The sequence below is a fragment of the Arthrobacter sp. 18067 genome, from assembly GCF_902706295.1.
Lineage (GTDB): Bacteria > Actinomycetota > Actinomycetes > Actinomycetales > Micrococcaceae > Arthrobacter.
Genome location: NZ_CACSJJ010000010.1, coordinates 1 through 24,303, shown reverse-complemented (window position 1 = coordinate 24,303; position 24,303 = coordinate 1). Strand labels below are relative to the sequence as shown.

26 protein-coding genes are annotated in these 24,303 nt (G+C 63.0%); 11 read left to right on the top strand and 15 right to left on the bottom strand.

The genetic code is table 11. The annotated features are described in order from the left end of the window. Positions 1-149: 149 nt before the first annotated feature. The gene (locus GVL04_RS11340; protein WP_159704138.1) at positions 150-1,268 is read left to right on the top strand and encodes a hypothetical protein; all 1,119 of its coding nucleotides are present in this window, start codon (positions 150-152) and stop codon (positions 1,266-1,268) included. 24 nt (positions 1,269-1,292) lie between these two features. Here GVL04_RS11340 and GVL04_RS11335 read toward each other — a convergent pair whose 3' ends face one another. Next, a complete protein-coding gene (locus GVL04_RS11335) occupies positions 1,293-1,688 on the bottom strand; it encodes a hypothetical protein (RefSeq protein ID WP_159704135.1) in 396 nt (131 codons plus the stop codon). Between the two features lie 76 nt (positions 1,689-1,764). On the opposite strand from GVL04_RS11335, the gene GVL04_RS11330 reads away from it, so the two are divergent. Continuing rightward, positions 1,765-2,100: a hypothetical protein gene (locus GVL04_RS11330; RefSeq protein ID WP_159704132.1), complete on the top strand. Its 336-nt coding sequence runs from the start codon at positions 1,765-1,767 to the stop codon at positions 2,098-2,100. Between the two features lie 82 nt (positions 2,101-2,182). Here the strand turns inward: GVL04_RS11330 and GVL04_RS11325 are convergent, their stop codons facing one another. Then, entirely contained in the window at positions 2,183-3,724 is a 1,542-nt protein-coding gene (locus GVL04_RS11325) for an HNH endonuclease signature motif containing protein (protein ID WP_159704129.1), read from the bottom strand. A 116-nt stretch (positions 3,725-3,840) separates the two neighbouring features. After that, a complete protein-coding gene (locus tag GVL04_RS11320) occupies positions 3,841-4,632 on the bottom strand; it encodes a TspO/MBR family protein (RefSeq protein WP_159704126.1) in 792 nt (263 codons plus the stop codon). A 125-nt stretch (positions 4,633-4,757) separates the two neighbouring features. Between GVL04_RS11320 and GVL04_RS11315 the strand changes: the two genes are divergently transcribed. Then, on the top strand, positions 4,758-5,279 hold the full coding sequence (locus tag GVL04_RS11315) for a MarR family winged helix-turn-helix transcriptional regulator (RefSeq protein WP_200846821.1): 522 nt from the start codon (positions 4,758-4,760) through the stop codon (positions 5,277-5,279). Here GVL04_RS11315 and GVL04_RS11310 read toward each other — a convergent pair. Genes GVL04_RS11310 through idi form a run of 6 tightly spaced genes read right to left on the bottom strand, consistent with a single transcriptional unit; the run spans position 5,274 to position 11,043 of the window. Continuing rightward, the gene (locus GVL04_RS11310; RefSeq protein WP_159704120.1) at positions 5,274-6,485 is read right to left on the bottom strand and encodes a prenyltransferase; all 1,212 of its coding nucleotides are present in this window, start codon (positions 6,483-6,485) and stop codon (positions 5,274-5,276) included. The two genes, GVL04_RS11315 and GVL04_RS11310, sit on opposite strands and share 6 nt — an antisense overlap. Then, positions 6,482-6,832, bottom strand: coding sequence for a lycopene cyclase domain-containing protein (locus tag GVL04_RS11305; protein ID WP_159704117.1), 351 nt, complete (start codon positions 6,830-6,832; stop codon positions 6,482-6,484). Before GVL04_RS11305 ends, GVL04_RS11310 begins: the two co-directional genes overlap by 4 nt. Beyond that, positions 6,832-8,484 (bottom strand): phytoene desaturase family protein, encoded by a 1,653-nt coding sequence (gene crtI / locus GVL04_RS11300; protein ID WP_159704114.1) that lies wholly within the window; start codon positions 8,482-8,484, stop codon positions 6,832-6,834. Before crtI ends, GVL04_RS11305 begins: the two co-directional genes overlap by 1 nt. Then, the gene (locus GVL04_RS11295) at positions 8,481-9,401 is read right to left on the bottom strand and encodes a squalene/phytoene synthase family protein (RefSeq protein ID WP_159704111.1); all 921 of its coding nucleotides are present in this window, start codon (positions 9,399-9,401) and stop codon (positions 8,481-8,483) included. The genes crtI and GVL04_RS11295 overlap by 4 nt, the downstream gene beginning before the upstream one ends. Beyond that, a complete protein-coding gene (locus GVL04_RS11290; RefSeq protein WP_159704108.1) occupies positions 9,398-10,492 on the bottom strand; it encodes a polyprenyl synthetase family protein in 1,095 nt (364 codons plus the stop codon). The genes GVL04_RS11295 and GVL04_RS11290 overlap by 4 nt, the downstream gene beginning before the upstream one ends. Next, positions 10,489-11,043: an isopentenyl-diphosphate Delta-isomerase gene (gene idi, locus GVL04_RS11285; protein WP_159704105.1), complete on the bottom strand. Its 555-nt coding sequence runs from the start codon at positions 11,041-11,043 to the stop codon at positions 10,489-10,491. Before idi ends, GVL04_RS11290 begins: the two co-directional genes overlap by 4 nt. 104 nt (positions 11,044-11,147) lie before the next feature. On the opposite strand from idi, the gene GVL04_RS11280 reads away from it, so the two are divergent. Then, positions 11,148-11,729, top strand: coding sequence for a MarR family winged helix-turn-helix transcriptional regulator (locus tag GVL04_RS11280; RefSeq protein WP_159704103.1), 582 nt, complete (start codon positions 11,148-11,150; stop codon positions 11,727-11,729). Between the two features lie 22 nt (positions 11,730-11,751). On the opposite strand, the gene GVL04_RS11275 is transcribed toward GVL04_RS11280, so the two are convergent. Next, positions 11,752-12,570, bottom strand: a complete 819-nt coding sequence (locus GVL04_RS11275; RefSeq protein WP_159704101.1) for a CPBP family intramembrane glutamic endopeptidase — start codon at positions 12,568-12,570, stop codon at positions 11,752-11,754. A gap of 174 nt (positions 12,571-12,744) precedes the next feature. On the opposite strand from GVL04_RS11275, the gene GVL04_RS11270 reads away from it, so the two are divergent. Then, on the top strand, positions 12,745-13,848 hold the full coding sequence (locus GVL04_RS11270; RefSeq protein WP_159704099.1) for an EAL domain-containing protein: 1,104 nt from the start codon (positions 12,745-12,747) through the stop codon (positions 13,846-13,848). Here GVL04_RS11270 and GVL04_RS11265 read toward each other — a convergent pair. The 3 genes from GVL04_RS11265 to GVL04_RS11255 form a co-directional block, all read right to left on the bottom strand. Then, positions 13,845-14,729 carry a GDSL-type esterase/lipase family protein gene (locus GVL04_RS11265; RefSeq protein ID WP_159704097.1) on the bottom strand — a complete coding sequence of 295 codons (885 nt, stop codon included), beginning with the start codon at positions 14,727-14,729 and terminating at the stop codon, positions 13,845-13,847. The two genes, GVL04_RS11270 and GVL04_RS11265, sit on opposite strands and share 4 nt — an antisense overlap. Positions 14,730-14,924: 195 nt before the next feature. Then, positions 14,925-15,950, bottom strand: a complete 1,026-nt coding sequence (locus tag GVL04_RS11260; RefSeq protein WP_159704095.1) for an ATP-dependent 6-phosphofructokinase — start codon at positions 15,948-15,950, stop codon at positions 14,925-14,927. 3 nt (positions 15,951-15,953) lie between these two features. Beyond that, positions 15,954-17,441 carry a glyceraldehyde-3-phosphate dehydrogenase gene (locus GVL04_RS11255; RefSeq protein ID WP_159704093.1) on the bottom strand — a complete coding sequence of 496 codons (1,488 nt, stop codon included), beginning with the start codon at positions 17,439-17,441 and terminating at the stop codon, positions 15,954-15,956. Positions 17,442-17,712: 271 nt separating this feature from the next. On the opposite strand from GVL04_RS11255, the gene hxlA reads away from it, so the two are divergent. From hxlA to GVL04_RS11240, 3 genes are all read left to right on the top strand, one after another. Then, positions 17,713-18,336, top strand: coding sequence for a 3-hexulose-6-phosphate synthase (gene hxlA, locus GVL04_RS11250; protein ID WP_159704091.1), 624 nt, complete (start codon positions 17,713-17,715; stop codon positions 18,334-18,336). A 154-nt stretch (positions 18,337-18,490) separates the two neighbouring features. Then, positions 18,491-18,787: a hypothetical protein gene (locus tag GVL04_RS11245; RefSeq protein WP_159704080.1), complete on the top strand. Its 297-nt coding sequence runs from the start codon at positions 18,491-18,493 to the stop codon at positions 18,785-18,787. Next, entirely contained in the window at positions 18,780-19,763 is a 984-nt protein-coding gene (locus tag GVL04_RS11240; RefSeq protein ID WP_200846820.1) for an HAD-IIA family hydrolase, read from the top strand. The genes GVL04_RS11245 and GVL04_RS11240 overlap by 8 nt, the downstream gene beginning before the upstream one ends. Here the strand turns inward: GVL04_RS11240 and GVL04_RS11235 are convergent. After that, positions 19,747-19,899, bottom strand: a complete 153-nt coding sequence (locus tag GVL04_RS11235; RefSeq protein ID WP_159704078.1) for a hypothetical protein — start codon at positions 19,897-19,899, stop codon at positions 19,747-19,749. The two genes, GVL04_RS11240 and GVL04_RS11235, sit on opposite strands and share 17 nt — an antisense overlap. A gap of 117 nt (positions 19,900-20,016) precedes the next feature. On the opposite strand from GVL04_RS11235, the gene GVL04_RS11230 reads away from it, so the two are divergent. Then, entirely contained in the window at positions 20,017-21,441 is a 1,425-nt protein-coding gene (locus GVL04_RS11230) for a GntR family transcriptional regulator (RefSeq protein WP_159704076.1), read from the top strand. Between the two features lie 78 nt (positions 21,442-21,519). Next, positions 21,520-23,334, top strand: coding sequence for a glycoside hydrolase family 15 protein (locus GVL04_RS11225; protein WP_159704074.1), 1,815 nt, complete (start codon positions 21,520-21,522; stop codon positions 23,332-23,334). 75 nt (positions 23,335-23,409) lie between these two features. Here GVL04_RS11225 and GVL04_RS11220 read toward each other — a convergent pair whose 3' ends face one another. Next, positions 23,410-24,099, bottom strand: a complete 690-nt coding sequence (locus GVL04_RS11220; RefSeq protein ID WP_159704072.1) for a DUF5134 domain-containing protein — start codon at positions 24,097-24,099, stop codon at positions 23,410-23,412. On the opposite strand from GVL04_RS11220, the gene GVL04_RS24675 reads away from it, so the two are divergent. Then, on the top strand, positions 24,093-24,303 hold a 211-nt coding region (locus tag GVL04_RS24675), incomplete at its 3' end, for a hypothetical protein (protein ID WP_235036250.1). The genes GVL04_RS11220 and GVL04_RS24675 overlap by 7 nt on opposite strands.

Genomic DNA, 24,303 nt, shown 5'->3' with positions numbered 1-24,303 from the left:
TATAGTCGGCCTATGCTTTCCACGCGTCGATTTACTTGCCCCCGACCGGTGTCCGGTCGCGAGGGCTATGAGGCGCGCGCCTAGGTCCTGGCGCTGGAGTGAGTCGGGGGAGGAACCCGCTGCTCACCCCAGAATCCAAAGGACTACCAATGCCTAATTATCTAAACCCTGTCGAGCTTCATGACGCCTTGATCAGCCGGGATCTCTCAAATCCGGACCATGGCCCGCATGCGATGCAGACACTGCTGCTCAACGTGTTGGACACGCTGCAAACCCAGTGGGGAGTGCGTCAACGAACCATCCGCCACAGCCCTTTGGTGAGCGTTGCCGACAATTACGATCACCTGGGGTTCAGTGGGGCGGACGTCACCCGCGACCAGCGATACTCCCGCTATGTCAGCCCCACTGTCATGCTGCGCAGCCACACTTCAGCGTCCATCCCGGCCCTGTTGCGGGCCCTTGATCCAACAGTGTCTCTCGACGAGCTCTGGGCTATCCCAGGCCTTGTCTACAGGCGTGACTCCATAGACCGGACGCATGTGGGGACGCCGCATCAAGTGGACCTGTGGCGCGTGAGCTCCATGGACGCGTTGAACTCCAGCCATCTGCAAGACATGGTCGGCTCGCTTGTAGCCACGGTTCTGCCCGGCGCGGACTGGCGGACGGTTCCGGCAATCCACCCTTATACACAAAACGGCCTGCAGCTCGATGTCCGCCTGGATGGCGAGTGGCTGGAACTCGCGGAATGTGGGCTCATGGCACCCCAACTTTTCCTGGACGCCGGTTTGGATCCCGCTCAATGGTCGGGACTCGCACTGGGAATGGGGTTGGACCGTGCATTGATGCTTCGCAAGGGTATTCCCGACATCAGGCTGTTGAGGTCCGTTGACCCCAGGATCGAACAGCAAATGTTGGACTTGGCGCCGTGGAAACCCGTCTCCCAGATGCCTTCCATCAGTCGGGACATTTCAATCGTGGTTGGCGAAGACCTGGACGACGAGTTGCTCGGCGACAGGGTGCGTTCGGCGCTGGGGGAGCGTGCAGACGATCTGGAAAGTGTGGAACTGTTGGCCCTGACTCCGTACCGCGAGCTTCCTTCGGCAGCTCGGGACAGGCTCCAAATCCGGCCCGGACAGGCCAACGCGTTGATACGTTTGGTCCTTCGTCCGCTGGGTCGGACGCTGACTGATCCCGCGGCAAACCACATCCGCGACGACGTTTACCGTGCCCTACATGAAGGCCCGGTCATGGAACTCATCGTGAGGTGAAGGTGCAGCCGGTGCCCACATCCATCACTGCCCTGACCTTGCGAACAAACGTCGCATCCCGCCGCGAGCCAGCATCAGCACGATGATGAGGGCTGTCACTGCGAAGAATCCGCCGAGTTGTACGGCGTCGCCGAACACGAAATCGACCAACTCCAGCACCACGAACTTGCTTCCCGGCATGACAAACAGCAGCGCGACAACGCTGACAATCCGGGCTGCCACGGTCTTTCCACCCCTGATGCGTCCGACGATCTTCTTCTTGGCGAACATTACGATCTCGAGCACTGCCTTCAGCAGGATCGCCGTTAGGAGGGCCAGCAGGAAGGACTCGGAGATGACGGCGGGGAACAGCTGGATAAACACGCCCAACACGACCAAGTAGACGAGTACATCCACAAGATCGATCGGCCGGATCCGCATTCGGCGAGCCTATCAATCCACGCAACCACGGACTAGGCAAACCTGGGCCATGCTGCCGGATTGCTAGGCTGGACTCATGACCCGTCGCCTCGCTGCCCTTTCCGCCGTCCCTCTTTTGCTGCTACTTGTCGGCTGCGGGGCAGTGGAGGAAGCTGCCGGAAACGCCGCCAGCGAGGCCGCATCAAAGGTAGCCACTGCCGCTGCCGATGAAGTAACCAAGCAGATTTGCGCGGTGGTCCAGGATGGCTTGGTCAGCGTTCAGGACAAGCAGCTGCTGGCTGGTTTGGTGTCGGCAGCGAATGCTGCTGGAGTTCCCTCGGACATCACGACGCCGTTGAACCAGATCGCGGAGGCCGGCGACCAAGTGCCGGCTGAGTCCGTTCAGGCATTGAAAGACGCCTGCCCGGCATAGGGCGCGGCTGCGCGGCGTTGCTGCTTGCCGTTTGAATCGACCCTAAACGCGCGACGAACCCGCGACCAAACGCACACCGTTTCTAGGCTGGGACCAGCTTCTTCCTCCGGTGAAACTTGCCTGCCTTCGCGCGCATGATGTGCCTGCGTCGGTTGTGCTGGGACTGCCGGCGGTGTGACTGCTGTTGCTCTTCAGGCGTGGGATCGCTGGTTGCCGGTGGAGGCTCCGGGACGTGCCCGTAGTTATGCCCGGGCAGAGGCTGCGCCTTCGATTGATAGCTGTGGCCGGTTGGTGTGCGAATTTCGAGAGTGTGGACATCTTCGGGGAGGGTTTTCGTCGCCCAGCCGGGGTTTTCTTTGGCGTGGTTGCAGGCTTCGCAGAGTCCGGCGCCGTTGTCCACACACGTGGTGCCGCCGGAGTGCCAGGGGACGATGTGGTCGATGTGGCGTATGGGCGCGTCGCAGTATGGGGTGCGGCAGGTGTCATCGCGGGTTTCGATGAAACGCCTGAGCCGTGGTGGGAAGAGCCTTGCTTTGGAGTCCATGGCCAGAAGTTCGCCGGTGGCCGGTGCGGTGTAGAGCCGGCGCAACCACACGGTTAGCTCTGAATACTGCCTTGGGGCCGGATGCTGGCCATTCACGGGATTCTGGCCCAGACCCGTGTCTTGATTCACGCCGGCTTCCGTTCCGAGTCCGAGTAGCTTTCTGGTCCACTCTGCCGGGACGATTCCATAGCCTTGGAGCCGGGCAGGTTCGCTGTCGCCCTGAAAGAGGGTTCGGTCGGTCATGACGAGCTGGAGGTCGATTCCGCTGATGCCGCCGCGCCTGCCGGTGATGCGCTCGACGAGGGTATCTGCCATGACCTGGCCCCGGATCCGGGGGTCCCCGGCCGATCGGGCAGAGTCAGCAGCACGGGTCAGAGCGGCGTACGCTGCCACACCCTGGGCCACCGGGAGTAGCGCGGTCAGGTAGGTCATGGTGTCCGGCGCGGGCCGCAGGCTCACTGTCCGTTCCGTGGCAGCGTGGCTGGCTCGGTGGGCAACGGAACGCGGATCACGCCGGTAGGCTGCGGCTTTCGCGGCTGCGATGATTGCCCGGTCGCCCTTCCCCTCGAACGTGCCGGTGTCGGCGGCGAGTTCCTCGTCCACGGCGCATCGGTCCTCTACAGACAGGCATGCTGTTTCCTTGACGAGCAGCGTGGCCCGCCATTCATTCAACTGCCCCGATTCCAGTGCCGCCATGGTGTGCGGCATCTCCGTCACCAGCGCCTTCGCCAACCCCAGAAGACGGGAGCCCCGATTCGGGGATTCCCGCCGGGCCAGCGCGATCTGCGCCCCAACACCGTGGCCCCGCTCGGACGCGGGGACGCCGGCCTCGGCTTGTTCCTGCCGCTGGGTCAGGTCAAAGGCCACCGCTGCACGGGCCTGCAACCCCACGATGGCTGACTTCAGGTCTTCGAGCCCGCGGATCTGGTCGATCAACTCCCGGCTCGCGGTGCCGAGGGGGATCGCGCCCAGGAGTGCAATGAGGTCAGAAACCCGGGGCGTGGTCTCGTCGGTCCAATGCCTCGAGACAGGAACAAGCGCCGCGTCTGGCGGTGTCTGCGTGTCCCGAATCTGCTCCATGCCTCAACTCTTCCAGCAGGCATACGGCGCCATAAGGTCGAAAGCTCCCTATGTGGAAAAGCCGTGACTTCTACGTCCAGTGAGCTGCGGGACCTGTCGGGAATACGTGGCTGGATCTAGCGTTCGGCCAGCACAGCCCGTGCCCGCACCGTGATGGCCGCACCGAGAACCAGGGCAGCAGCAACGGCCGCCGCGATCGCCGTCGGGAAGGACTCGGGTGCATCGGTACTGCGGCCGACCGTGATCCAGACGAGGCCCCACGCGATGGCGGCTGCCAGGGCGAGGCGCCCGTGTCCCTTGATAGCCAAGGCAATACCGACGACGGCCACCACCACGAGCACGGCGACGGACCAGATTTCTGGACGCAACCCAAAGCCCAGAAAACCAAATGCCTTCAAAGCAGCGGCGATGTTGGCGCACACGGCCACGCTGGTCCAGCCCAGATACAAACCCAGGGTTCCGTCCACCACAACAGCCTCAACCCACGACGCGGCACGGGTCTGGCTATAGCGGAGGAACGCCAACACCAGGGTGGAGAGCAGGGCCAGGATCACCAGAACACTGACAAGGAGCCAACCGGCCTGCACGGAGAGGATCCACACCGCGTTCAGGATCATGGAGACTGCAACGATCCAGCCGAGGGAGCGTTGCCGCGGATTGGCCCGCTGGGACGGCAGCCACTGCCACACCGTGTAGGCAACAAGGCCGGTGTAAACCACGGACCAGATGGAGAAAGCGGGCGTGGCCGGGGCCAGCAGGGTGGAGTCGGCGGACAAAGCCCCGCCCGCTGCCTGCGCAATCGGGGTGCCGCCGAACACCCCGACGCCGATCATCGAGCCGACGATGCAGACCGCCAAGCTCGCGGTAACCGTGATTTGCCGGGCGAGGTCCGAGCTTGCTGTTGCCATGTGCAGTGCCTCTTTCCTGGTGCTTCGTGGGTGTGGGATTGGACGGTGTCATGCATTCACGAGGTCCGTGACCTAGTATCAAAATGCTAGTGAATCAAGCTTTACGCTTATCGAAGGAACATCGGATGGACTCGGAAGGCCACGCAAAGGGCTATTGGTACGGCAAAGACCCAGGTCAGAAGGCCATTGCCATTGACGTGCTGAACGCCCTGCGCGATTACCGCGCCTCCGAGCAGGCGATGCGCCGCAGGACGCGTTCATCCATGGGAATGGGTGAGAAGGACCTGCTGGCCCTGCGTTATCTGTTCGAAGCAGAGGCTGCCGGCAAGGTGATGAAGCCGAAGGATTTGGGCGACAAGCTGGGGATAACGTCGGCGTCCATGACCACCCTGATCGACCGTTTGGTGGAATCCGGCCACATTCGCCGTGAACCCCACCCCACTGATCGGCGGGCGCTGATCCTGAAGGCAACTCCCGGCTCAGACCAGGAAGTGCGGCATACCCTGGGCGGAATGCACCGCCGGATGCTGGATGCGGCGTGCGCGTTGAGCCCGGACGAGTCGCAGATCGTGGTGGACTTCCTCCAGCACATGCGCGAGGCACTGGACACCATCGATGAAGAGCCCGGTGAACCGTCCCAGTCATGACGTGAGGCTCCAGTGCAGGATCAGTATCAGCGTCACCAGGAATCCTGAACCGTAGTTGAGCCAAATGAACCGCCGCCACGCCACATTGGTGCGTGCCGCCGTCGTATCCGTCACGTTCCAGTACGGTGCGCAGTTGGCGATGTACGGGACGGCGATGATCGCCGCGAGCGGCCCCGGCCACGGCGTGGCCAGCATCGCCAGGCCGGCAACCAACCAGAGCACGACGGCGAGCCTCACGGTCCGTCTGGCACCGATGACTGTTGCTATGGAGCCTATGCCGGCCTGCCGGTCGGGCTCGATGTCCTGGACGGCGCCGAAGGCGTGCGCGGCCATGCCCCACAGGAAAAACGCCACCAGCACGACAATCAACCCTGGTGTCACATCGGCGCCCGCCAAGGCAAGGCCGACGACGGCGGGACTCACAAAGTGCGTACTGGACGTCAGCGAGTCCAAGACCGGGCGTTCCTTGAAGCGGAGCCCTGCGACCGAGTAGGCCACAACCGCGAAGGCGCTGACGGCCAGGCTCAGCCAGGCCGCCGGACCTCCGGCGAAAGCGAGAACCAGCAGGAACGGCACATTGGTAATTGCCGCGAGCCACAGCATGGGCCGGTGCAGCCTCGGCTGGAGGAGTGCGCCCTCGATCCCGCCCTTGCGCGGATTCTTCAGGTCCGACTCGTAGTCGAAGACATCGTTGATCCCGTACATAGCCAGGTTGTAGGGGATCAGGAAGTAGAACGTGCCGACGATCAGCACCCAGTCCACCTCGCGGGTGGTCAGGAGCATGGCCGCGGTGAATGGGTAGGCAGTGTTGATCCAGCTGACGGGGCGGGATGCGAGCAACGCTTGGGGGACGAGGCCCTTGAGTCCCGATTCCGCGCGGCCTTCGCTGGTCTGCTTGCGCTTCCGCGTCAGCCACATCCACAGTCCTGGAAGTGCCACGACGCCGGCCAGTGGGTAGGCGAAATCCTCGATCGGCGCGAGTCCTACCCTGACGCCAAGGATGTGCGATGCGTCGTAGTGGAAGAGCTCCATGCCGATCATGACGGAGTCGAACACGGCGGTCAGGACAACCAAGGCGGCGAACGCGAGGCCTACAGCTTTCCAATGCCTGCCCGCTTCGCCGGGAAAGGCGCCTTTGCGGGCAAGGACCACACCGGCGACTACCGCCGCGGCGATGAAGGCGAGTGCGAGCCACAAGTAGGTCATACGTTCTCCCACTGTTTCTCACTGCGTTTGGCCGGGATCCGGTCAAGCAGCCGCCGGGAGCCCGTGTACAAAACCATCGTGCACAGCACCAGGAAAAGCAGGAAGATTGGCTCCTCGATGGGCAGCTCAGGGGCGATCAACAGGCCTGTGGCGATGGTGCCTTCACCGCGCAGGAAAATCCCCAGGCCGATCCCGGCCAGGTCCCAGAAGAGAAGGAACAAGACCCCGACGGCGGTGACGATCGCCGCTGCCTTGGCGTCGCGCCAGAAAAACAGTCGGAAGCGGTGGTCCAGCAGAAGCATGCAGCCGATCCCGAGCAGCAGCGAGAGCAAATAGAGGACACCCATCAGCCAATCCTGCTGGCAACAGGCCTCACCGTGGTGGGGCCGGGACTGTGGTCGCCGCGGATCCGCTTCAGGACCAGCTCTGCACTGATGAGGCACATCGGTACTCCCACGCCAGGAGCAGTGGTGGCGCCGGCGTAATAGAGGCCGCGCACACGCTTGGAGGCGTTCTGCGCCCTGAACATCGCGCTCTGCCGCAGCGTGTGTGCCGGTCCCAGCATGCCGCCCCGCCATGAGTTGTACTCGTGGACGAAGTCAGCGGGGCCTGTGGTGTGCCGGGCAACGATCCTCTCGCGGAGGTCCGGAATGTTGGCCCAACGGGCGATCTGGTCGATGGCGGCGTCGGCGGTCCGCTCAATGAGGGCATCGCCGCTGCCGTCGGGACCACCGGCCCCAAGCTGTGGATCGGCAGGGACGGGAACCAGGATGAAGAGGTTCTCGTGGCCCTGCGGCGCGACCCCGGAGTCGGTGGCGCTGGGTTTGCAGACATAGATGGAGGCGGGGTCGGGGATGCTGGTTTCGGCTCCGAAGATCGCGGCGAAATTCGCCTCCCAGTCCCGCGTGAAGAACAGGGAGTGGTGGGGAAGCTCCGGCAGCGAACCCTTCACGCCAAGCATCACCAGGACTGCGCCGGGACCGCTGGTGCGGCTCTGCCAGTACTTGCTGTTGTAGCTCCGGTCCCTGACGCCCAGCAGTTGGGTTTCGGTGTGGTGCAGGTCGGCGCCGGAGACCACGAGGTCGGCAACGCTGTAGTGCTCTGCGCCGGAATTGTCGCGCCACTTTACCCCCGTGACCTCCCGGCAGTCCTTCCCGGAGAGAGGAGCAGGGAGCCTAACGCCATCGAAGCGGCCCAGCTTCTTGGTCCGGGAGGCCTCGCGGGTGGTGATCTTAAGGGCTTCCGCTCCGGTGTGGATCCTGACGCCGGCGTCCACTGCCAATGCCTCAAGCCGGCCCACGAGCTCGTGGAACCCGCCCATCGGATACTGCACGCCGTCGCCCAGGTCCAAGGCACTCATCAAGTGGTACATGGCGGGAGCAGCTGCCGGGTTGGTGCCAAGGAAAACCGCCGGATATCCGAGGACCTGCCGTAGGACAGGGTGTTGGAACCGCTGGGACACGTACTTATCGAGGGGCGTCAGGAGCAGTTGCGCCAGCTTGGGCAAGCTCCGCACAACCTCCGGACGGAGCAGTGCCTGCAATTTGGTGAACGGGTTATAGAGGAAGAAACGCTCCGCCATCTCCGTAGTGTTCCGGGCGGAGGCGAGGTAGGCGGTGAGCTCCTTCGCGCTGCCAGGCTCAACTCCCTCGAAAGTCTCCAAAACCTGATCGCTGCCCAAGGGGACCGTCAGCGGGTCCGGCCGCACGCCGTCGTGATTTGGTTCGCTGAAGACGCGGTACGCGGGGCTGAGGGTATGCAGGTCCAACTGTTCGGCAGCACTGGTGCCGAGCAACCGGAAGAAGTGGTCGAAGACCCCCGGCATCAGGTACCAGGAAGGGCCGGTGTCCCACCGGAAGCCGTTCCGTTCAAGGCTGCCAGCGCGCCCGCCAACCCGGTCGCGCTGCTCGAGGAGCTGGACCTCGTGTCCTTCATGGGCGAGGAGTGCGGCCGTGGCAAGCCCAGCGATGCCACCGCCGATCACTACTGTCCGGGTCATCGGTGCAATTCCATCCAGGTCGAGGCGACCGCGCGGGCGGCGAGGCCGGCCTTCACGGCGTCCGGAACCCGCACCCGATGGCGGTACAGCTCGTCCACTGTGGTCTGTTCAATCCGGTCCGTCAGCGCGGAGAACAGGGCCAGGGCGCTGCGGACTGCCGCCCGGGCGTCGCGCGGCAACAGCGGAATGACGGCGTTGGCATCGGCCAATTGGGACCGGATGGTGCTGACCCATTCCATGCGATCGCGGTCCTCAAGGTGGTCCGAGGTGCCGAGGTAGCTGCGGCCCAAGCGGGTGGTGTCGTCGGCGAGGTCCCGCAGGAAGTTGATGTTTTGGAAAGCAGCGCCCAACCTGCTGGCGCCATGCTGCAAAGCCGCTGCGTCGCCGTCGTCGATGTTCTCATCCCGCATGAAGACGCGCAGGCACATCAGCCCCACCACCTCGGCGGAACCGTGGACATAGCCGTCATGGGCGTCGGCATCGAAGCGGAGGGGTGCCGGCTGTTGCGCAGACGTGCGTGAGGCGGTGCGCTCGCCGAGGTCCATGCGCATGGAGTCAAAGAATGGGTCGATCAGGGTGTCATCGATGCCCGCTGTCCGTGCAGTCTGGGCAAATGCATGGACGATGAGGTCGCTGCTGTAGCCGAGTTTGACGGCGCGGTGGGTCTCATCGATGAAGTGGGCCAAGGCGTCGCACTGTTCCTGGTAGCTGAGGCCTGCTTCGGCGGTAACGCCATCGACGAGTTCGTCCGCAACCCGCACCAGCGCATAAATATTGCGGACGTGCTGGCGGTGCCTTGGTCCCAGCAGCCTGCATGCCAGGCCGAAGGACGTGGAGTAGGCGGCGATGACCTGGTTGGCCGCCCGCTCGGCCGTCCGGGTGAAATGGGTGAACGAGGTATCGGTGGCGACGCTCATGACTGCCGTCCTTCCAGCTGCCCCGCAAGGTCAAGCAGTACATTGCGTGCGCCCGGCGGAATCGTGCTTGTCAGCAGCGTGTTGAAGGCCCGCACTTGCTCTTCGATGAGGCCCTGGACAAAGGCTTCCGCCCCGCAGTCACTGAGGTGCCGACGAACATGCTGCCCTTCGTCGCTGTTGAGCCCTGGCCTGCCGAAGTAGGGCTCAATGTCCGGCCACGCGCTGGTGGTGCGGGCATGGGCAATGATTGCGGTTTCCTTGCCTTCCCGGAGGTCCGAAAAGGGGTCCTTGCCGTGGCGGCGGGGATCTCCGAAGGTGGACAGGAGGTCGTCCTGGAGTTGGAACGCGAGCCCCAGATGCCGGCCGGCAGTTGCCAGGGCAGCCTCGACGGCGAAGTCGGCGCCGGCCAGGGTTGCGGCCGCCCGCAGCGGGAGCTCGAAAGTGTATGTGGCGGTCTTGTAGCCGCACATGACCAGGATGGTCTCCAGATCCGGGGCAATGATGCCGTCGCCCAGGCCTACATCCAGTTGCTCACCGGCAACGGTCTCGTTGATGGTGTGTTCCAGGAGGTCGAGGAGACGCAGACGCGGTTCCTGGGGCAGATCGGCGCGCGCGAAGGCCTGGTGCGTAGCGGCGAGCAGCATGTCACCCATCAGGATTCCGCCGGTTTGTGCCCAGTGCAGTCCGCTTCCGGCGCGTGCGCCATGAGGGCTGTCCGGGAGTTCGCCGGCCTCAGCGAGGAGGGAACCAATCAGGTTCGGGTGCCCGCGGCGGACGAGGTCGCCGTCGATCACGTCATCATGGAGCAGGAAGGCGTAGTGGAGGAGTTCGACGGCGGCGGCGATGCTGATGGCGGTTTCACGCTGTTTGGAGCCGGTTTGTTTCAGGGCGTCGAACATTTCCATGAGCAACAAGGGCCGTACGAACTTGCCGCCCAGCACGTTCCGGCCTGCCAGTGCCCACAGTCTGGCGAAGTTGGGGCCATAGGCTGTTGCCGCGCTTGCCCTCTTACCGATAAGTCCGCCCAGTTCGTTTTCGATGGTGGCGCAGAGATCGGTACGGCTTCGAACGGCGCCGGAGGTGACGGTCATGCGTCGGCTCCGGCTTGGAGGGGCAACGCCCGCGCCTTGAGGAGCTGGGGGAACTGCAGCCCGAGCCAGGGACTGAAAGCGGACGGCGTGTGCTCTAATGCGTCTGCGAGCAGCGACGGCGAAATCCAGGCCCAGTCAGCAACCTCGGCGGGATTCGGCTGCAATGGGCCGCCGATCCGGGCCACAAAGACGGGGCACACTTCGTTCTCAACGATGCCCGTGGGATCCACAGCCCTGTAGCGGAAATCGGGGAGGACCAGTTCGATCCGGTTGGCGTCCACTCCGAGTTCGAACTGCGCACGCCGCATCACGGCATCTTCGAAGTCTTCTCCCGGTCCCGGGTGCCCGCAGAAGCTGTTGGTCCAGACGCCCGGCCAGGTCTTCTTCTCAGGTGAGCGGCGGGTCAGGAGAATTTCGCCGGCTTCGTTGAGCAGGTAGCAGGAAAAGGCCAGGTGGAGCGGTGTTTCCAGTGTGTGCACACTGCTCTTCGGAGACTCGCCGATGGGAATTCCGGCGTCATCAAGGAGGACAACCATCTCTGTCGCGTTCATCTTGCGCCTTCCTCCCATGCCCTGTGCCTTAGGGAAACTTGAATATTGCTAGACAAGCTAGAAGAAAGTCTACCATGTAGGAAGTTAGGTGTAACATACTCAACATGTCCAGTCCAGAACAGATTCCTGAAGAAGCCGGGACCCCGGTTTCCTTCGGCATCTATCACCTGGACGCCAACGACCCCCAACAAGAGTTGGTGGATCGATCAGGTCTTTCCGAGGGCGATGTCCAGCAAATAAGCGACCTTATGGCTGCCCTGGGAAGGCTGCGCGAGGCCGAACAGCGCCTCTCCGACGCCTCCTTGCGATACATGAAGCTCAACCAATCAGACATGCGCGCACTGCATTACCTGATTGTCTGCGCCAACCATGGCGTGATTGCCACCCCAGGCGCAATAGCCTCCCGCCTGCATATTTCGACGGCGTCAACCACCAAGCTGCTGGACCGTCTGGAACGCGCGGGCCACGTCACGCGGCACGCCCACCCCTCCGACCGCCGGGCGCTCGCCATCGCCATCACCCCCGAAACGCACGACGCCGCTATGCGGACAGTCGGGCGGCAGCAGGCAAAGCGATTCCTGGCTGCGGCCCGACTGACGCCCGCGGAACGGGAAACTGTGATGCGTTTCCTGGACGATATGGCCCGGGAAATCGAAGTGACCGAAGAGGCATGGGCAGGGAGCTAGCGGGGTCAGTGCAGGGCCGGCGTCAGTACAGGAAGATCGGCAGCCACTCCCGGTTGTGGGCGTGCACCAATGCCAGGAACAACACGAAGTCAAAAAGCAGGTGCACTGACACCACGTAGGTGAACGATTTGGTCAGCTTGAACGTGTAGCCCTGCAGCAGTGCGAAAGGGAATGTCAGCAAGGGACCCCAGGATTGGTAGCCGATCTCCCACAGGAATGAGGAGAACACCACGGCCTGCAGGATGTTGGCCAGCCAGTCCGGGAAGTGCTGGCGGAGCAGGGTGAACGTGGTGCAGATGAAGAAGAGCTCATCCCAGATCCCCACGGCGTTGACGCCCAGGAAGAGCCGCCAGAAGACGTCTGGATCGGAAGCATCGGGCCAGTTTTGGTACACACCGGTGCTGATCAGGTAGACGGGCAGGATGAAGTAGCCCAGTGCCACAACGCCAATCAGGTACAACTTTGCGGCCAACGGCCATTTACGGCCGGTGTTGACGGGGAACTTGATGATGTCTTCGCCGTACACGAATCGGGACACCAGCCAGGGCACCACGACAGCCAGCGCGAGCGCACCACCCATGAGGGCCATGTGCTCGGTGCTGAGGTCGGCATTGAGGGGGACCTGGCTGAAGATGAACATGCCCGCAGCTACCAACGCGAGGTGACGCATCAACCGGTGGTCGATGAAAGCGGCTGTGACAACGCTCGCGAGCAGCAGTCCGTAACCGAGCAACTCGTTGCCCAAAGCAAAAAGCGGCACGCCGGATGAGGAAAGCAGGGCCGCTGGCAACAGTTTCCAGCTGAGCGCGGTGCGGGGTGCTTCCGTTGAGATGGACGCCACCCCCTAAGCATCTCAGGACTGCTGGTCCCGCGACACGGTTTTGCACGTCTATAAAGAGCGCACCGCAACAACGGTGGAGGGTTCTTCTGTATTATTCGTGACAGGGCCCACAGATGGGTCGGTCGGGTAGTTGTCTGGCTCAGCCAGCGGGGGATACACATAAAGGAATAGCTGATGGCTCAAGAAGAGGGCTCTCTCTCACCGGACGGCGGTGCGGACTCCGCACTCCCGAATGGCGCTGACGCGGCCGTGCCCGCTGAAGTGACCATGCGCGAGCAGGTCAAGGACATTATCGAGTCCATCCTTGCTGATTCTGAACCGCGCAGCGAAGGCGCCAGAATCAAGCTGCGCGAGTTGGTGGAGGCTAGTCCGGACGATCCTGCGGGTGCCCTGTTGGAGCACCTGCTGGAAACACGCAAGGAGACTTCATCGGCATCCGCCGTCCCCGTTCAGCTTGAATCCTCCAGCGTGCACCTTGAGTCCGTTGACGCAGCCCGGACCGTTTCGGTTCCCGTCAGCCATGAGGTGCGGGAAGGCATCCAGGCGATCCTCGCGGACAAGCTCCTCCTGACAGCCTTCCAACCTGTCCATGCGCTGCCAAGCGCCGATGTGGTGGGCGTGGAAGCATTGACGAGGTTCGTCGGGGAAGACGGTGCCGGCGCCGACGTCTGGTTCAACGAGGCTGCTGCCGCAGGGCTGGGGACCGAACTGGAGATTGCTGCCCTGCACTGCGCGCTGACGGCGGCCCACGACGTCCCGGACAATATGTCTGTTGCCCTGAACCTCACCCCCGCAACATCCAGTGACCCGAGGGTGCGGAACCTGCTGGCCGCCGCATCCCTCGCCCCGGACAGGATCATCGTTGAACTGACCGGCAGCCTGGCGGACGTTGAAGGCCAAACCGGCAACGACGGACTGGGGCCGCTGCGCGCACTGGGCCTGCGGGTGGCCATCAGCGCCTCGGGAGCAGCTTTGGTCTCCTTGGAGCGGGTGGAACAACTGCGCCCCGACATCATCAAACTGGACCGGCACCTGATTGAAGGCATCGAAGGCAGCGAGGGGCAAAGGATCCGGGCGAGGGCCATCGTTGAGCTTGCCAGGGAGATCGGTGCCGAAGTCATTGCAGTCGGCGTCGAAACCGCGGAAGAACTTCAGGAAGTCACCGCGCTCAGGATCACCGCAGCCCAGGGCTACCTCTTGGGACGCCCCTCGGTCCACCCCCTGGACTGGTCGGCGTGGAGCATCCGCGCGCAAACGGAAGCCCAGCCCGCCGGCTAGGTGTCCGTGATGTTCCGGGGATCGTTGCCCACCAGCGTTCCGGGAGGCATCCCGGCGCCGAAGACAGGGCCCGGTTCCGGTCGCTTGGGGTGACGGCCGTCGTCGGCATTCCGCTGCGTCAGGCGGCGCACCACCCACGGAAAGAGGTGCTCGCGCGCCCAGACGATGTCGCCCGCGCGTGCTTCGCGCCAGTTGCGCTCGGGCAGCGGCTTCGGTGTCAAGGGCTCCAAAGAATGTGGAACATTCAGGGTATCGAGCACCATGATGGCGATGGTGTGCTGCCCCAGCGGCGAGAAATGGAGCCGATCCGGATCCCACATCCGGGGATCGGTGAGTCGGCGCAGCGCCCACAGATCCGCCACCACAGCGTCATGGCGGGCAGCTACCACACGGATGTTCTCGTTGTAGATGGCAACCTTGCCGCGTGCCAGGCCCAACACCGGGGTAGCGCCCCAGTCCGGCCCCGTGAACAGCAGGATGGTGGCGCCGGTCGAGGCAAGTTCTTCCACGCCCGCGTCCAGTTCGAGCGCGAGTTTGTCGGGGTCGCTCCTGTGGAAGAGCAGGTCATTGCCGCCGGCATTGAGGGTAATCAGATCCGGCTGGAGGTCCAGTGCCGGGCCCACCTGCTCGTCCAGGATCTGATGGAGCAGGCGTCCACTGATTGCCAGGTTCGCATAGGCGAAATCATCGTGACCGGTGCTCAATTCTTCCGCGACCCGGTCCGCCCACCCGCGGAGGCCGCCGGGGCTCCGCGGCTCCGGATCGCCTAAACCCTCGGTGAACGAGTCGCCCAAAGCCACATAACGGCTCCACGGGTGCAGGCCGGCCCCGAAGTTGCCGGAACCGCCCTGTGACCATCCATTGGCACTCTGGGCGTTCATCTCCCCATAGTGCGCTTAGTCGACCCTCTGCGCCATGGGTGGCCTGGCTGGATCCACTTCGGGGCAGTTGGGGCCTTGCCGTTGGTGTCGGGGCCGGTTGCTGTGACGCCAACGTTGCTGCCGCCGTCGTGCTTTCCCAACAGAAGAACGACGGCGGGGGCGGCTTTTTGCTTGTCGGCCTGGGGATGGTGCCGATCACCCGAACAGAACGGCGGCCTCGTCATAGCGGCGCTGGGGGACTACCTTGAGCTTGCCAAGGGCCTCTTCGAAGTCCACCTGCTCGATGTCTGTTCCCTTGAGGGCCACCATGGTGCCCCAGCGGCCCTCCACGACTGAATGGACAGCCGCCATACCCAGACGGGTAGCAAGAACGCGGTCATAGGCTGTCGGCACACCTCCCCGCTGGACGTGCCCCAGGATGGTGGTCCGGGTTTCGATGCCGGTCCGCGCTTCAAGTTCCGGAGCCAACTGGTCCGCTATGCCACCCATCCGGGGGCGGCCAAATGTGTCAAGGCCACGTTCGGAGTGGGGAGATTCCAAATGCTCCGGAACGAAGCCCTCAGCCACAACGACAAGGGGTGCCCGGCCGCGCGCGTGAGCTTCCTTCACCCACTGGGCAATCTGCTCGACACTGACTTTCTGCTCGGGAATGAGGATCGCGTGGGCCCCGGCGGCCATGCCGGCATGCAGTGCGATCCAGCCGACGTGCCGCCCCATCACTTCGGCGATCATGCAGCGGTGGTGGGATTCGCCAGTGGTCCTGAGCCGGTCTATGGCCTCGGTGGCGATGTGGACGGCTGTGTCGAAGCCGAAGCTGTAATCCGTTGCGTCCAAGTCGTTATCCACGGTCTTGGGGACGCCCACAATCTTGAGCCCGGCATCCGTGAGGCGCTTGGCGGCAGCGAGCGTACCTTCGCCACCGATGGCGATGATGGCATCAATGCCCAAGCGCTCCAGATGGTCCTTGATGACCTCCGGGCCGCCACCATTCTCAAAGGGGTTGGTGCGCGAGGTGCCCAGGATGGTGCCGCCCTGTTTTGCGATGCCCCGGACCAGGGTGCGGGGAATCTCAATGACGTCACCCTCCACAACCCCACGCCAGCCGTCGCGGAACCCAACGAACTCATGTCCTTGGATGGCAATGCCCTTCAGGACAGCGCCCCGGATCACGGCGTTCAACCCGGGGCAGTCGCCACCACTGGTGAGGATCCCAATTTTCATGCTTCAGGAGCCCACTGCTGCGAGCACGGACATGGCTTCCTCCACCACATTGGCCGCTGGGAAGGACGGGCGGTTCACGCCTGCCATCTCCTCCATGACGCGGACCACCTGGCAGCTGTAGCCGAACTCGTTGTCATACCAGACGTACAGAACCAGGTTCTTATCGTTCGAAATCGTGGCCAGCCCGTCAACGATTCCGGTGTGGCGTGAGCCCACGAAATCGGTGGACACCACCTCTGGTGAATCCATGTAATCGATCTGCTGCCTCAGGTCCGAGTGCAGCGCCATCTCCCGCAGATAGGTGTTGACCTCATCCTTGGTGGTGCCGCGCTCCAGGTTCAGGTTGAGGATGGCCATGGAAACATCCGGCGTGGGAACCCGGATGGAGCTGCCGGTGAGCTTTCCCTCGAGTTCCGGCAAAGCCTTGGCCACTGCCTTTGCCGCGCCGGTTTCGGTGATCACCATGTTGAGTGCGGCGGAGCGGCCCCTGCGGTCGCCCTTGTGGAAGTTATCGATGAGGTTCTGGTCGTTGGTGAACGAATGCACCGTCTCCACGTGGCCGTGGATGACGCCGTACTTGTCATTGATGGCCTGCAGGATGGGGGTGATGGCGTTCGTGGTGCAGGAGGCGGCGGTGACAATCTTGTCCTGATCCGAAATGTCACGGTGGTTGATGCCATGCACGATGTTCTTCAGGTCTCCCTTGCCCGGAGCGGTGAGCAGGACGCGGGCCACCCCCTTGCTGAGAAGGTGTTGGGACAGGCCTTCGACATCCCGCCACCGACCGGTGTTGTCCACCAGCAAAGCGTCATTGATGCCATACACGGTGTAGTCGATGGTTGCCGGGTTGTCTGAGTAGATGACCTGGATCCTCACGCCGTTGGCGGTGATGGTGTTGGCCGCAGCGTCCACCTTGATTGACCCTTCGAAGGATCCGTGGACCGAGTCCCGGCGTAACAGGCTGGCGCGCTTGGTGAGATCGTTGTCCGCGCCTTTGCGGACCACGATTGCGCGGAGCCGCAGCCCGTGGCCACCGCCAGCTTGTTCCACGAGGATGCGGGTCAGCAGGCGGCCGATCCGGCCAAAGCCATAAAGCACGACGTCGGTGCTGCCGCCGGCAGCGCGGCCGCGTTTGCCTACGACTCCGGACAGTTCAGCCCTGAGGAAGTCCTCCAGGCTTGCCCCGTTGCCCTTCTCCTTGAACTTCTGGTTCATGCGGGCGATGTCGATGGCCGCTGAGCCGAGCTGTAGTTGGGCCAAGGCGTTAAGCAGCGGAGCTGTCTCAGACAGCAGCAATTCTTCCTTGCTGATGCGTCGTGCGAAGCGGTGGGCTTTGAGGATGCTCATGGTGGACTTATTGACCAGGCTGCGTCCGTGGATGCTGGTCACCACATTGTTCTCTCGGTAAAGCCGGCCTATCACCGGAATCATGGCTTCGGCGAGGGCCTCCCGGCCCATCCACGCAGTGAGACACGTATCTGAGGTTTGCATTGGACTGCCTTTCCTAAGAGGGCCGGGATCTGTGTGTCAGCCGTAGGCTCCCGGGAGTTCCGGAGGGTACCTCTCCATCGTCCTTCCGAAGGGAAGGAGCCGAAACGCTAATTCAGGATGGTTTTAGCCACTCTTTTGGGTGGGTTGGGCCCGGCCTGCACTGACCCGTCCTAAAGGGTAGTTTCAACCATCCAAAAACAGCGTTCCCCCTGCCTGTTCACTTCGGAACCATGGATAGGGAACCGCACCTCCTATAGAAAGAAGCGTTGTTATGAAACTCCAAGTTGCTATTGATTTGCTGACTACCGAGGCTGCTCTTGAGCTGGCTGGCCAGGTTGCCGAGTACGTTGACATCATCGAGCTGGGTACCCCGTTGATTAAGGCTGAGGGCTTGTCGGTTATTACCGCGGTTAAGAATGCCCACCCGGACAAGATTGTCTTTGCTGATTTGAAGACCATGGATGCCGGCGAGCTTGAGGCTGATATTGCGTTCAAGGCAGGCGCTGACCTGGTGACCGTGCTTGGTGCTGCTGATGATTCGACGATTGCTGGTGCGGTCAAGGCTGCCAAGGCTCACAACAAGGGTGTTGTGGTTGACCTGATCGGTATTGCGGATAAGGTTTCGCGTGCCAAGGAAGTTCGTGCGTTGGGTGCGAAGTTCGTGGAGATGCACGCTGGTTTGGATGAGCAGGCCAAGCCTGGCTTTGACTTGAATGGTTTGCTGCGTGCTGGTGCTGAGGCCCGTGTTCCGTTCTCGGTTGCTGGTGGTGTGAAGCTGGCCACGATCGGTGATGTGCAGAACGCCGGTGCTGATGTCGCCGTCGCCGGTGGCGCCATTTACGGTGCCGAGGACCCTGCCCTGGCTGCAAAGGCGCTCCGCGCCGCCATCGTCTAGTCCTCCAACAAACCGTGGCGTCCCGCACATATTCAGGGGTTGCGGGACGTCACTACAACGGCTGCGGGCCCTGGAATACCAGGGTCCGCAGCCGTCAATTTTGCCCGCGGCCCGGGGAAGGACTTCCGGCGCATACCTTTGGAAGGACCACCACATGGGTCAGCACTTGCCCGGACAGGCCCCACGGCACCGCGGACCCGCCCGCCGGCTACCGGCCCAGGAATGGGCGACCCTTCAGCGCGGCGAATGCCTTGAGGTGTGGTCCGAGGATTCGTTCCGCTACGCCGCCTACGTGGATGACCTCGCCTTGGACGGCCGATTCGTCTGGATCATCGAGAACGGCACTGGCTGCAGGCGTTTGTTTGTCCGGGGCGACTCCGTCGATCTGTACACGTTCCCTGAGGCAGGAAGCATCATGACCAAGATAAGTAGCGGCGCCTTCCATGGCTGAGCGTCTCATTGACCAATACGACGGTGTGCTCGCGGACCTCGACGGCGTTGTTTACACAGGACCGCGGGCTATCGACGGGGCCACAGAAGCGCTGGAAAGACTCGGGGAAGAAGGCAAACTCCTCGCGTACGTGACCAATAATGCCTCCCGCTCGTCAGAACAGGTGGCTGCCCATTTGCGTGAGCTGGGTGCTCCAGCCAGAGCTGAGCAGGTATTCGGTTCAGCCCTGGCAGGTGCTGAACTCCTGGCTGGACAGGTTCCTGCTGGCTCGGCAGTGTTGGTGGTGGGGAGCGAGACCCTGGCAGATGCGGTCAGGGGGCAAGGTCTCGTCGTCGTCAGGTCAGCTGATGACCAGCCGGACGCCGTGATCCAGGGGTTCTCGCCGGCGCTGGGATGGAAAGACCTGGCTGAGGCCGCCTACGCCGTGGCCGCCGGCGCTGTCTGGGTCGCAACGAACACCGATATGTCGCTTCCCCAAGAGCGCGGGTTTGCGCCAGGGAACGGTGCATTCGTGGCCGCCGTGGCCGCTGCTACGTCCAAGACGCCCTCAGTTGCAGGCAAGCCCGGGCCCGCCCTTTTTGAGACCGCTGCCCGCCATTCAGGAGTTGACCGTCCGATTGTGGTGGGCGACCGGCTGGACACGGACATTCTCGGTGGGAACCGCGCTGGGATGGCCACGGCGCTCGTCCTGACGGGCGTCGACTCGGTCGACACGGCTTTGGCAGCACACGTGGATCAGCGCCCGGATTATCTGATTGGCTCCCTCGGGGAGCTATACGAGGAGTACCCGACGCTAAGAAAGGAAGGGACCTCATACTGGTGCGGGGAATCCGCTGCCTCCGTAGCCGGCTATACCGTGACCATCAGCGGACGCGAGGATAACCTCGATAGCTGGCGCGCAGCATGTGCGGCTTGGTGGGCGGCCCACCCTGACGTGGCACCATCTGCCGCGCCGGTGGTCAGCTTCGCGGATTGAGGGACATCCTTGGGGTGCAGACGAAGAACCGTGGCTGCTCAACCTGGGCGAATGGCACGACGAGCCAGTGACCGGCGTAGAACTCGACGTAGGAGTCCGGAGTGCATCGTGCAAAAGCTTCTTCTCGTGTCATCATCTTTCCCTTCTTGAGAGTCCCTGAAAACTTCTAAGTGCTACTCTTAACTTTAGACCTTCATCTTTAAAGGTCAATAGACATTCAAGGTTAAATGTCAATTGATTGAGAGTGTGCACCGTGATTACATGGAAAGAGCAACTCGCTTTCGCGCCGTTGGAAGCAGCCGATCGCGGTGAAGAAGTCGGACGCCGGCTGCGGCACGCGATCGAGCTCGGGGTGCTTGAGGATGGGTCCCAGCTTCCCAGCGAAAGTTATCTGGCTTCCGTGATGGGTGTTTCGACCCTGACGCTGCGTTCCGCGCTCGCGGAGCTGCGTGGATTGGGTCTCGTCGAAACGCGGCGTGGCAAGGGCGGAGGAAGCTTCGTCAAGGCCAACACCGGGGATATCACCCGCATGCAGCGCCAATCACTTGCGTCGTATTCCCTGGAAGACCTGCGCGATTTGCGGGAGTACCGCGCCTTCCTGGCCGGTGCAGCTGCCGCGGCGTCGGCCAATCAGTCCCATCGCCTTTCCATGGGGCGCCTTGCACACACCTCCGTTGAAATCCGGGCGTGTGAGCGCCCGGCGGATGCGATCCGTTCGGACAGCAAGTTCCATATTGAGCTCGCTGCCAGCTCTGGTTCGGTCAGGCTTACGCGCCAAGAGATTGCCTTGCAGGCCGAGGTGGGCCCACTGGTCTGGGCGGATCCGGCGGATCATAGGGATGCGGCTGCTGAAGAGCATGCTCACATCGTCGAGGCCATCAGGGCGGGCGACGCTGCACTCGCCAGGGAGCTGGCAGAGGAACACGTCAGGGGGGACATGAACCTGGTCATTGACCAGAGGATGGAACTGGAAGGCATTTCGACTGGTTCGCCCACCCCGACCACCATCGATGACGCGGTGGCTGCCATCGAGTCGCTGGCCGCAACGTTCCATGGAACCGCTGCAGCATCAATGCGCGAGGTCGAGAAGGAAGTACGTGCCGGTATCGCGTCCGCCGCCGGCAAGGACCAGTTGGATTCGGACATCTACGGTGCGGCCCGGAGGGCCGTAGCGATCGGCGTTCCGCTCCTCTATGGAACCGGCTTCGTGGCCGATGAGTCGTATTTCGGCGAAAGCTGGATGGCCTGGTGCTACACGCCGGTGGCTCCGGAATCGCCGCAGCGGCTCTACATCGACATAGACCTCTACGATTTCGCCACAGCACCTTGGCGGCCCGACGATCCGGGCGAGGACAGCCACGTCCACACCAGCCACGCGTATGTTGATGCCAGCGGAACGAACGAGAATGTCGTCACTTTCAGCAAACGGGTGGTCATCGCGGGAGACTATGTTGGGACCCTGGGCGCCGACGTCCGGGTCGGCCAACTCCAGTCCGCGTTTGAGCCGCTCCTGGGTCAGTTGCCGCCGAACACCTCCATCGTGGATAACCACGGCACCGTCATTGCCACCAACACAGGCCGGTTCCTGGGCGGAACCATTAAGGCCAGCGATCCTGTTGAACGACGTGCCCTCCCGGCAGTCCCGTGGGTGCTTTGCATGGGCGGCACCGGAGAATAGGCACGTCCTGACTGCGGAGCTGTTGAGTAACCCTGGCGTGCTGTTCCCGCCCTGTTCCCCTTGTGCTTTAGTTGGCGTATGGCGGAACCGATTGAGGATTACGCGCTGCTGTCAGATCTTGCTACGGCCCCCCTCGTCTCCAAACGGGGGAGCATCGATTGGCTATGCTTTCCGCGCTTCGATTCGCCCGCGAGCTTCAGCGCACTGTTGGGCACCGCAGAACACGGCCGGTGGGTTATTGCACCTGAGGATCGCACGGCGACGGTCGCAGCCAGGCACTACATGGACTCGACCTTCGTCCTGGAGACTATTTGGCAGACGTCGCAGGGGCGGGTCAAAGTTGTCGATTTCATGCCCGTTGGGCGGCCGGGCTCGGCACTCCTCAGACGCGTCGTAGGGCTTGAAGGGGACGTTGACCTGTGGCAGGAATTCAGTGTCCGTCCCGAGTACGGGGCGATCAAGCCGTGGATGAGCCGGGTTCGCTCGGGCAACGCAGATACATTGCTTGCCATGGCCGGGCCGGACGCGTGGGCCTTGCACTGCGACCCATTGCCACACCCCCATCCGCATGGCCATAGCAATTCATTCACGGTCGGAGCCGGTGAGCAGCTGGACTTTGAGCTGGCATGGTTCCCCTCCTACCGACCACTCCCGGAGCGGACGAACTTCGACGAAGCCCTGGATGAAGCGCTTGCATATTGGACGACATGGGCAGGTAACTGCCGGCAGGACGGCCCGTACAGCCCCATGGTCAAGCGTTCGCTCCTGGTGTTGCGGGCACTGACCCATTTCGAAACCGGTGGCATTGTGGCAGCCCCCACTACCTCCTTGCCGGAAGAGTTCGGGGGATCGCGTAATTGGGACTATCGCTACTGCTGGCTAAGGGACGCTGCCCTCACCCTGGAATCGATGCTGACGCATGGGTATGAATCCGAGGCGCTGAAGTGGCGTGATTGGCTGCTGCGGGCTCTGGCTGGAGATCCCGAGGACGTGCAGATCATGTACGGAATAGCTGGCGAACGCAATCTCGAAGAGCGGGCATTGGGGCACCTGCCCGGGTACAACGGCGCTGCGCCAGTACGCATAGGCAACGCAGCAGCCGCACAGTACCAGGCCGACGTCGTTGGGGAAGTCATGGTTGCGCTGGAAAGGCTGAGGCTGGCGGGAGGTCGGGAAGACTCATTTTCCTGGGCACTGCAGCGCGCCCTTTTGTCTTTTGTCGAAAAGCACATCGATGACAAGGACTTTGGTCTGTGGGAAATGCGGGGTTCCACCAGATACTTCACGCACTCCAGGGTGATGATGTGGGCGGCGTTCGATTGCGGAGTCCGGGCTGTTCGCGACCATGGACTCGCAGGCCCGGCTGACCATTGGGAGAGGTTGCGGGACAACTTGCGGGAAGAAATCATGACCCGTGGATTCAACCAGGCCCTGAACACCTTTACGCAAAGCTACGGCGGCACTCAAACCGACGCCGCCCTGCTGGTTATCCCTCAAGTGGGGTTCCTTGCCTACGACGACGAACACATGCTCGGAACCATCGAAAGAATGGAAGGCGAACTGGTCACCAGCGATGGCCTCTTGATGCGGTACCTGACCCAAACAGGCGTGGATGGCCTTGAACCAGGCGAACACCCATTCCTGGCGTGCTCGTTCTGGTTGGTTGAGCAGTACGCCCGCACCGGCCGTCATGTGGACGCTGCCAAGCTCATGGACAAACTGGTGGGGCTGGCAAACGATCTCGGTCTGCTCAGTGAAGAGTTCGATACAGCCGGCAACAGAATGGCCGGCAATTTCCCCCAAGCGTTCTCCCACCTGGCCCTCGTGCGGGCCGCGGACGCAATGCACAACGTGGATCTGCTCAGCCTGGCGGTCAAACGACCGGTCCTGTAAATCCATAGAGCACGACGTCGGTGCTGCCGCCGGTACGGCTGCGGGCCCCCAGGCGGCTGGGATTGGCGTGGTTGGCTAGGCGGTCATGGTGGCGAACATGATGGCCATGATGGCGGCGCCGGTGGCTTCGAGGGCATGGTCGGTGCGGCTGGTGCGCCGGGTGGTGTGGTGCTCTTTGGTGCGTGTGGGCTGGTGGCGACGCAGGAACAGGACCAGGAAGACGGCCGCGGCTGTTCCAAAGAGCACGGTAAGGATGATGGCCACGGCGGGGGTGTGGTTGAAGGCTGCGCCGGTGGCGGGCGCTCCGCTCATGGCGTGGTGGTTGTGGCCGGCCGTCGCGTGGCCAGTCGCGCCGGCGCCGGTCGTTGCCGCGCCGGGGATGGCCATCATAGCGATCATGAGGGCTGCCGCGGCCATGGTGAGGCTGTGATAAAGGCACTTGAGCCGGTCCTGGGTACCAGCGCAGAAGGTTCTGAATTGGGGGCGGGCGACGGCCTGGATGATGAACCAGAGGGTGGCGGCGGCGAGGACGGCGATCTGGACCAGAGTGGTGGAGGGGATGGCGTTCCAGAGCATGGCAGCCATCAGGGTGTGCATCAGGGCGTGGAGGGCGTGGTTGATGCGGTCCGTCGTGCGGCGGGACCGGATGGCCCGCCGGATGTAGTAGGTTCCTCCGGCCAGGAGAAACAGGGTCAGGGTCCAGGTTATTGCCGGGATGTTGAACACACGGATCACGCTCTCGCTGGTGGGAATGGTCGATGACACCGGGGGTAGATGGATTCGGTCCCCGGCACGGCTTTGAGCAGCACCGGGGACCGAAGTCTGGTCCGGTTCCCGATGCCGCTGGAGGCCGCATCGGGAACCGGTTGTCGGGCTGGTTGCTCACCAACCCGTTTCAGGAAGGGCCGACAGTCCTACTGGTTGTTGGTGTGGCAGCAGGTGTCGTTGGTGGTGGTGGTTGTTCCGGTG

Coding starts and splice junctions, on each gene's coding strand:
- GVL04_RS11305 (WP_159704117.1), bottom strand. CDS start 6,832: ATGGGTGTCCTCTATTTGCTCTCGCTGCTGCTCGGGATCGGCTGCATG.
- GVL04_RS11315 (WP_200846821.1), top strand. CDS start 4,758: ATGGACTCGGAAGGCCACGCAAAGGGCTATTGGTACGGCAAAGACCCA.
- GVL04_RS11240 (WP_200846820.1), top strand. CDS start 18,780: ATGGCTGAGCGTCTCATTGACCAATACGACGGTGTGCTCGCGGACCTC.
- GVL04_RS11235 (WP_159704078.1), bottom strand. CDS start 19,899: ATGATGACACGAGAAGAAGCTTTTGCACGATGCACTCCGGACTCCTAC.
- GVL04_RS11260 (WP_159704095.1), bottom strand. CDS start 15,950: ATGAAAATTGGGATCCTCACCAGTGGTGGCGACTGCCCCGGGTTGAAC.
- GVL04_RS11270 (WP_159704099.1), top strand. CDS start 12,745: ATGGCTCAAGAAGAGGGCTCTCTCTCACCGGACGGCGGTGCGGACTCC.
- GVL04_RS11295 (WP_159704111.1), bottom strand. CDS start 9,401: ATGAGCGTCGCCACCGATACCTCGTTCACCCATTTCACCCGGACGGCC.
- GVL04_RS11310 (WP_159704120.1), bottom strand. CDS start 6,485: ATGACCTACTTGTGGCTCGCACTCGCCTTCATCGCCGCGGCGGTAGTC.
- GVL04_RS11290 (WP_159704108.1), bottom strand. CDS start 10,492: ATGACCGTCACCTCCGGCGCCGTTCGAAGCCGTACCGATCTCTGCGCC.
- GVL04_RS11335 (WP_159704135.1), bottom strand. CDS start 1,688: ATGCGGATCCGGCCGATCGATCTTGTGGATGTACTCGTCTACTTGGTC.
- GVL04_RS11325 (WP_159704129.1), bottom strand. CDS start 3,724: ATGGAGCAGATTCGGGACACGCAGACACCGCCAGACGCGGCGCTTGTT.
- GVL04_RS11340 (WP_159704138.1), top strand. CDS start 150: ATGCCTAATTATCTAAACCCTGTCGAGCTTCATGACGCCTTGATCAGC.
- GVL04_RS11330 (WP_159704132.1), top strand. CDS start 1,765: ATGACCCGTCGCCTCGCTGCCCTTTCCGCCGTCCCTCTTTTGCTGCTA.
- GVL04_RS11280 (WP_159704103.1), top strand. CDS start 11,148: ATGTCCAGTCCAGAACAGATTCCTGAAGAAGCCGGGACCCCGGTTTCC.
- GVL04_RS11225 (WP_159704074.1), top strand. CDS start 21,520: ATGGCGGAACCGATTGAGGATTACGCGCTGCTGTCAGATCTTGCTACG.
- hxlA (WP_159704091.1), top strand. CDS start 17,713: ATGAAACTCCAAGTTGCTATTGATTTGCTGACTACCGAGGCTGCTCTT.
- GVL04_RS11320 (WP_159704126.1), bottom strand. CDS start 4,632: ATGGCAACAGCAAGCTCGGACCTCGCCCGGCAAATCACGGTTACCGCG.
- GVL04_RS11255 (WP_159704093.1), bottom strand. CDS start 17,441: ATGCAAACCTCAGATACGTGTCTCACTGCGTGGATGGGCCGGGAGGCC.
- idi (WP_159704105.1), bottom strand. CDS start 11,043: ATGAACGCGACAGAGATGGTTGTCCTCCTTGATGACGCCGGAATTCCC.
- GVL04_RS11265 (WP_159704097.1), bottom strand. CDS start 14,729: ATGAACGCCCAGAGTGCCAATGGATGGTCACAGGGCGGTTCCGGCAAC.
- crtI (WP_159704114.1), bottom strand. CDS start 8,484: ATGACCCGGACAGTAGTGATCGGCGGTGGCATCGCTGGGCTTGCCACG.
- GVL04_RS11245 (WP_159704080.1), top strand. CDS start 18,491: ATGGGTCAGCACTTGCCCGGACAGGCCCCACGGCACCGCGGACCCGCC.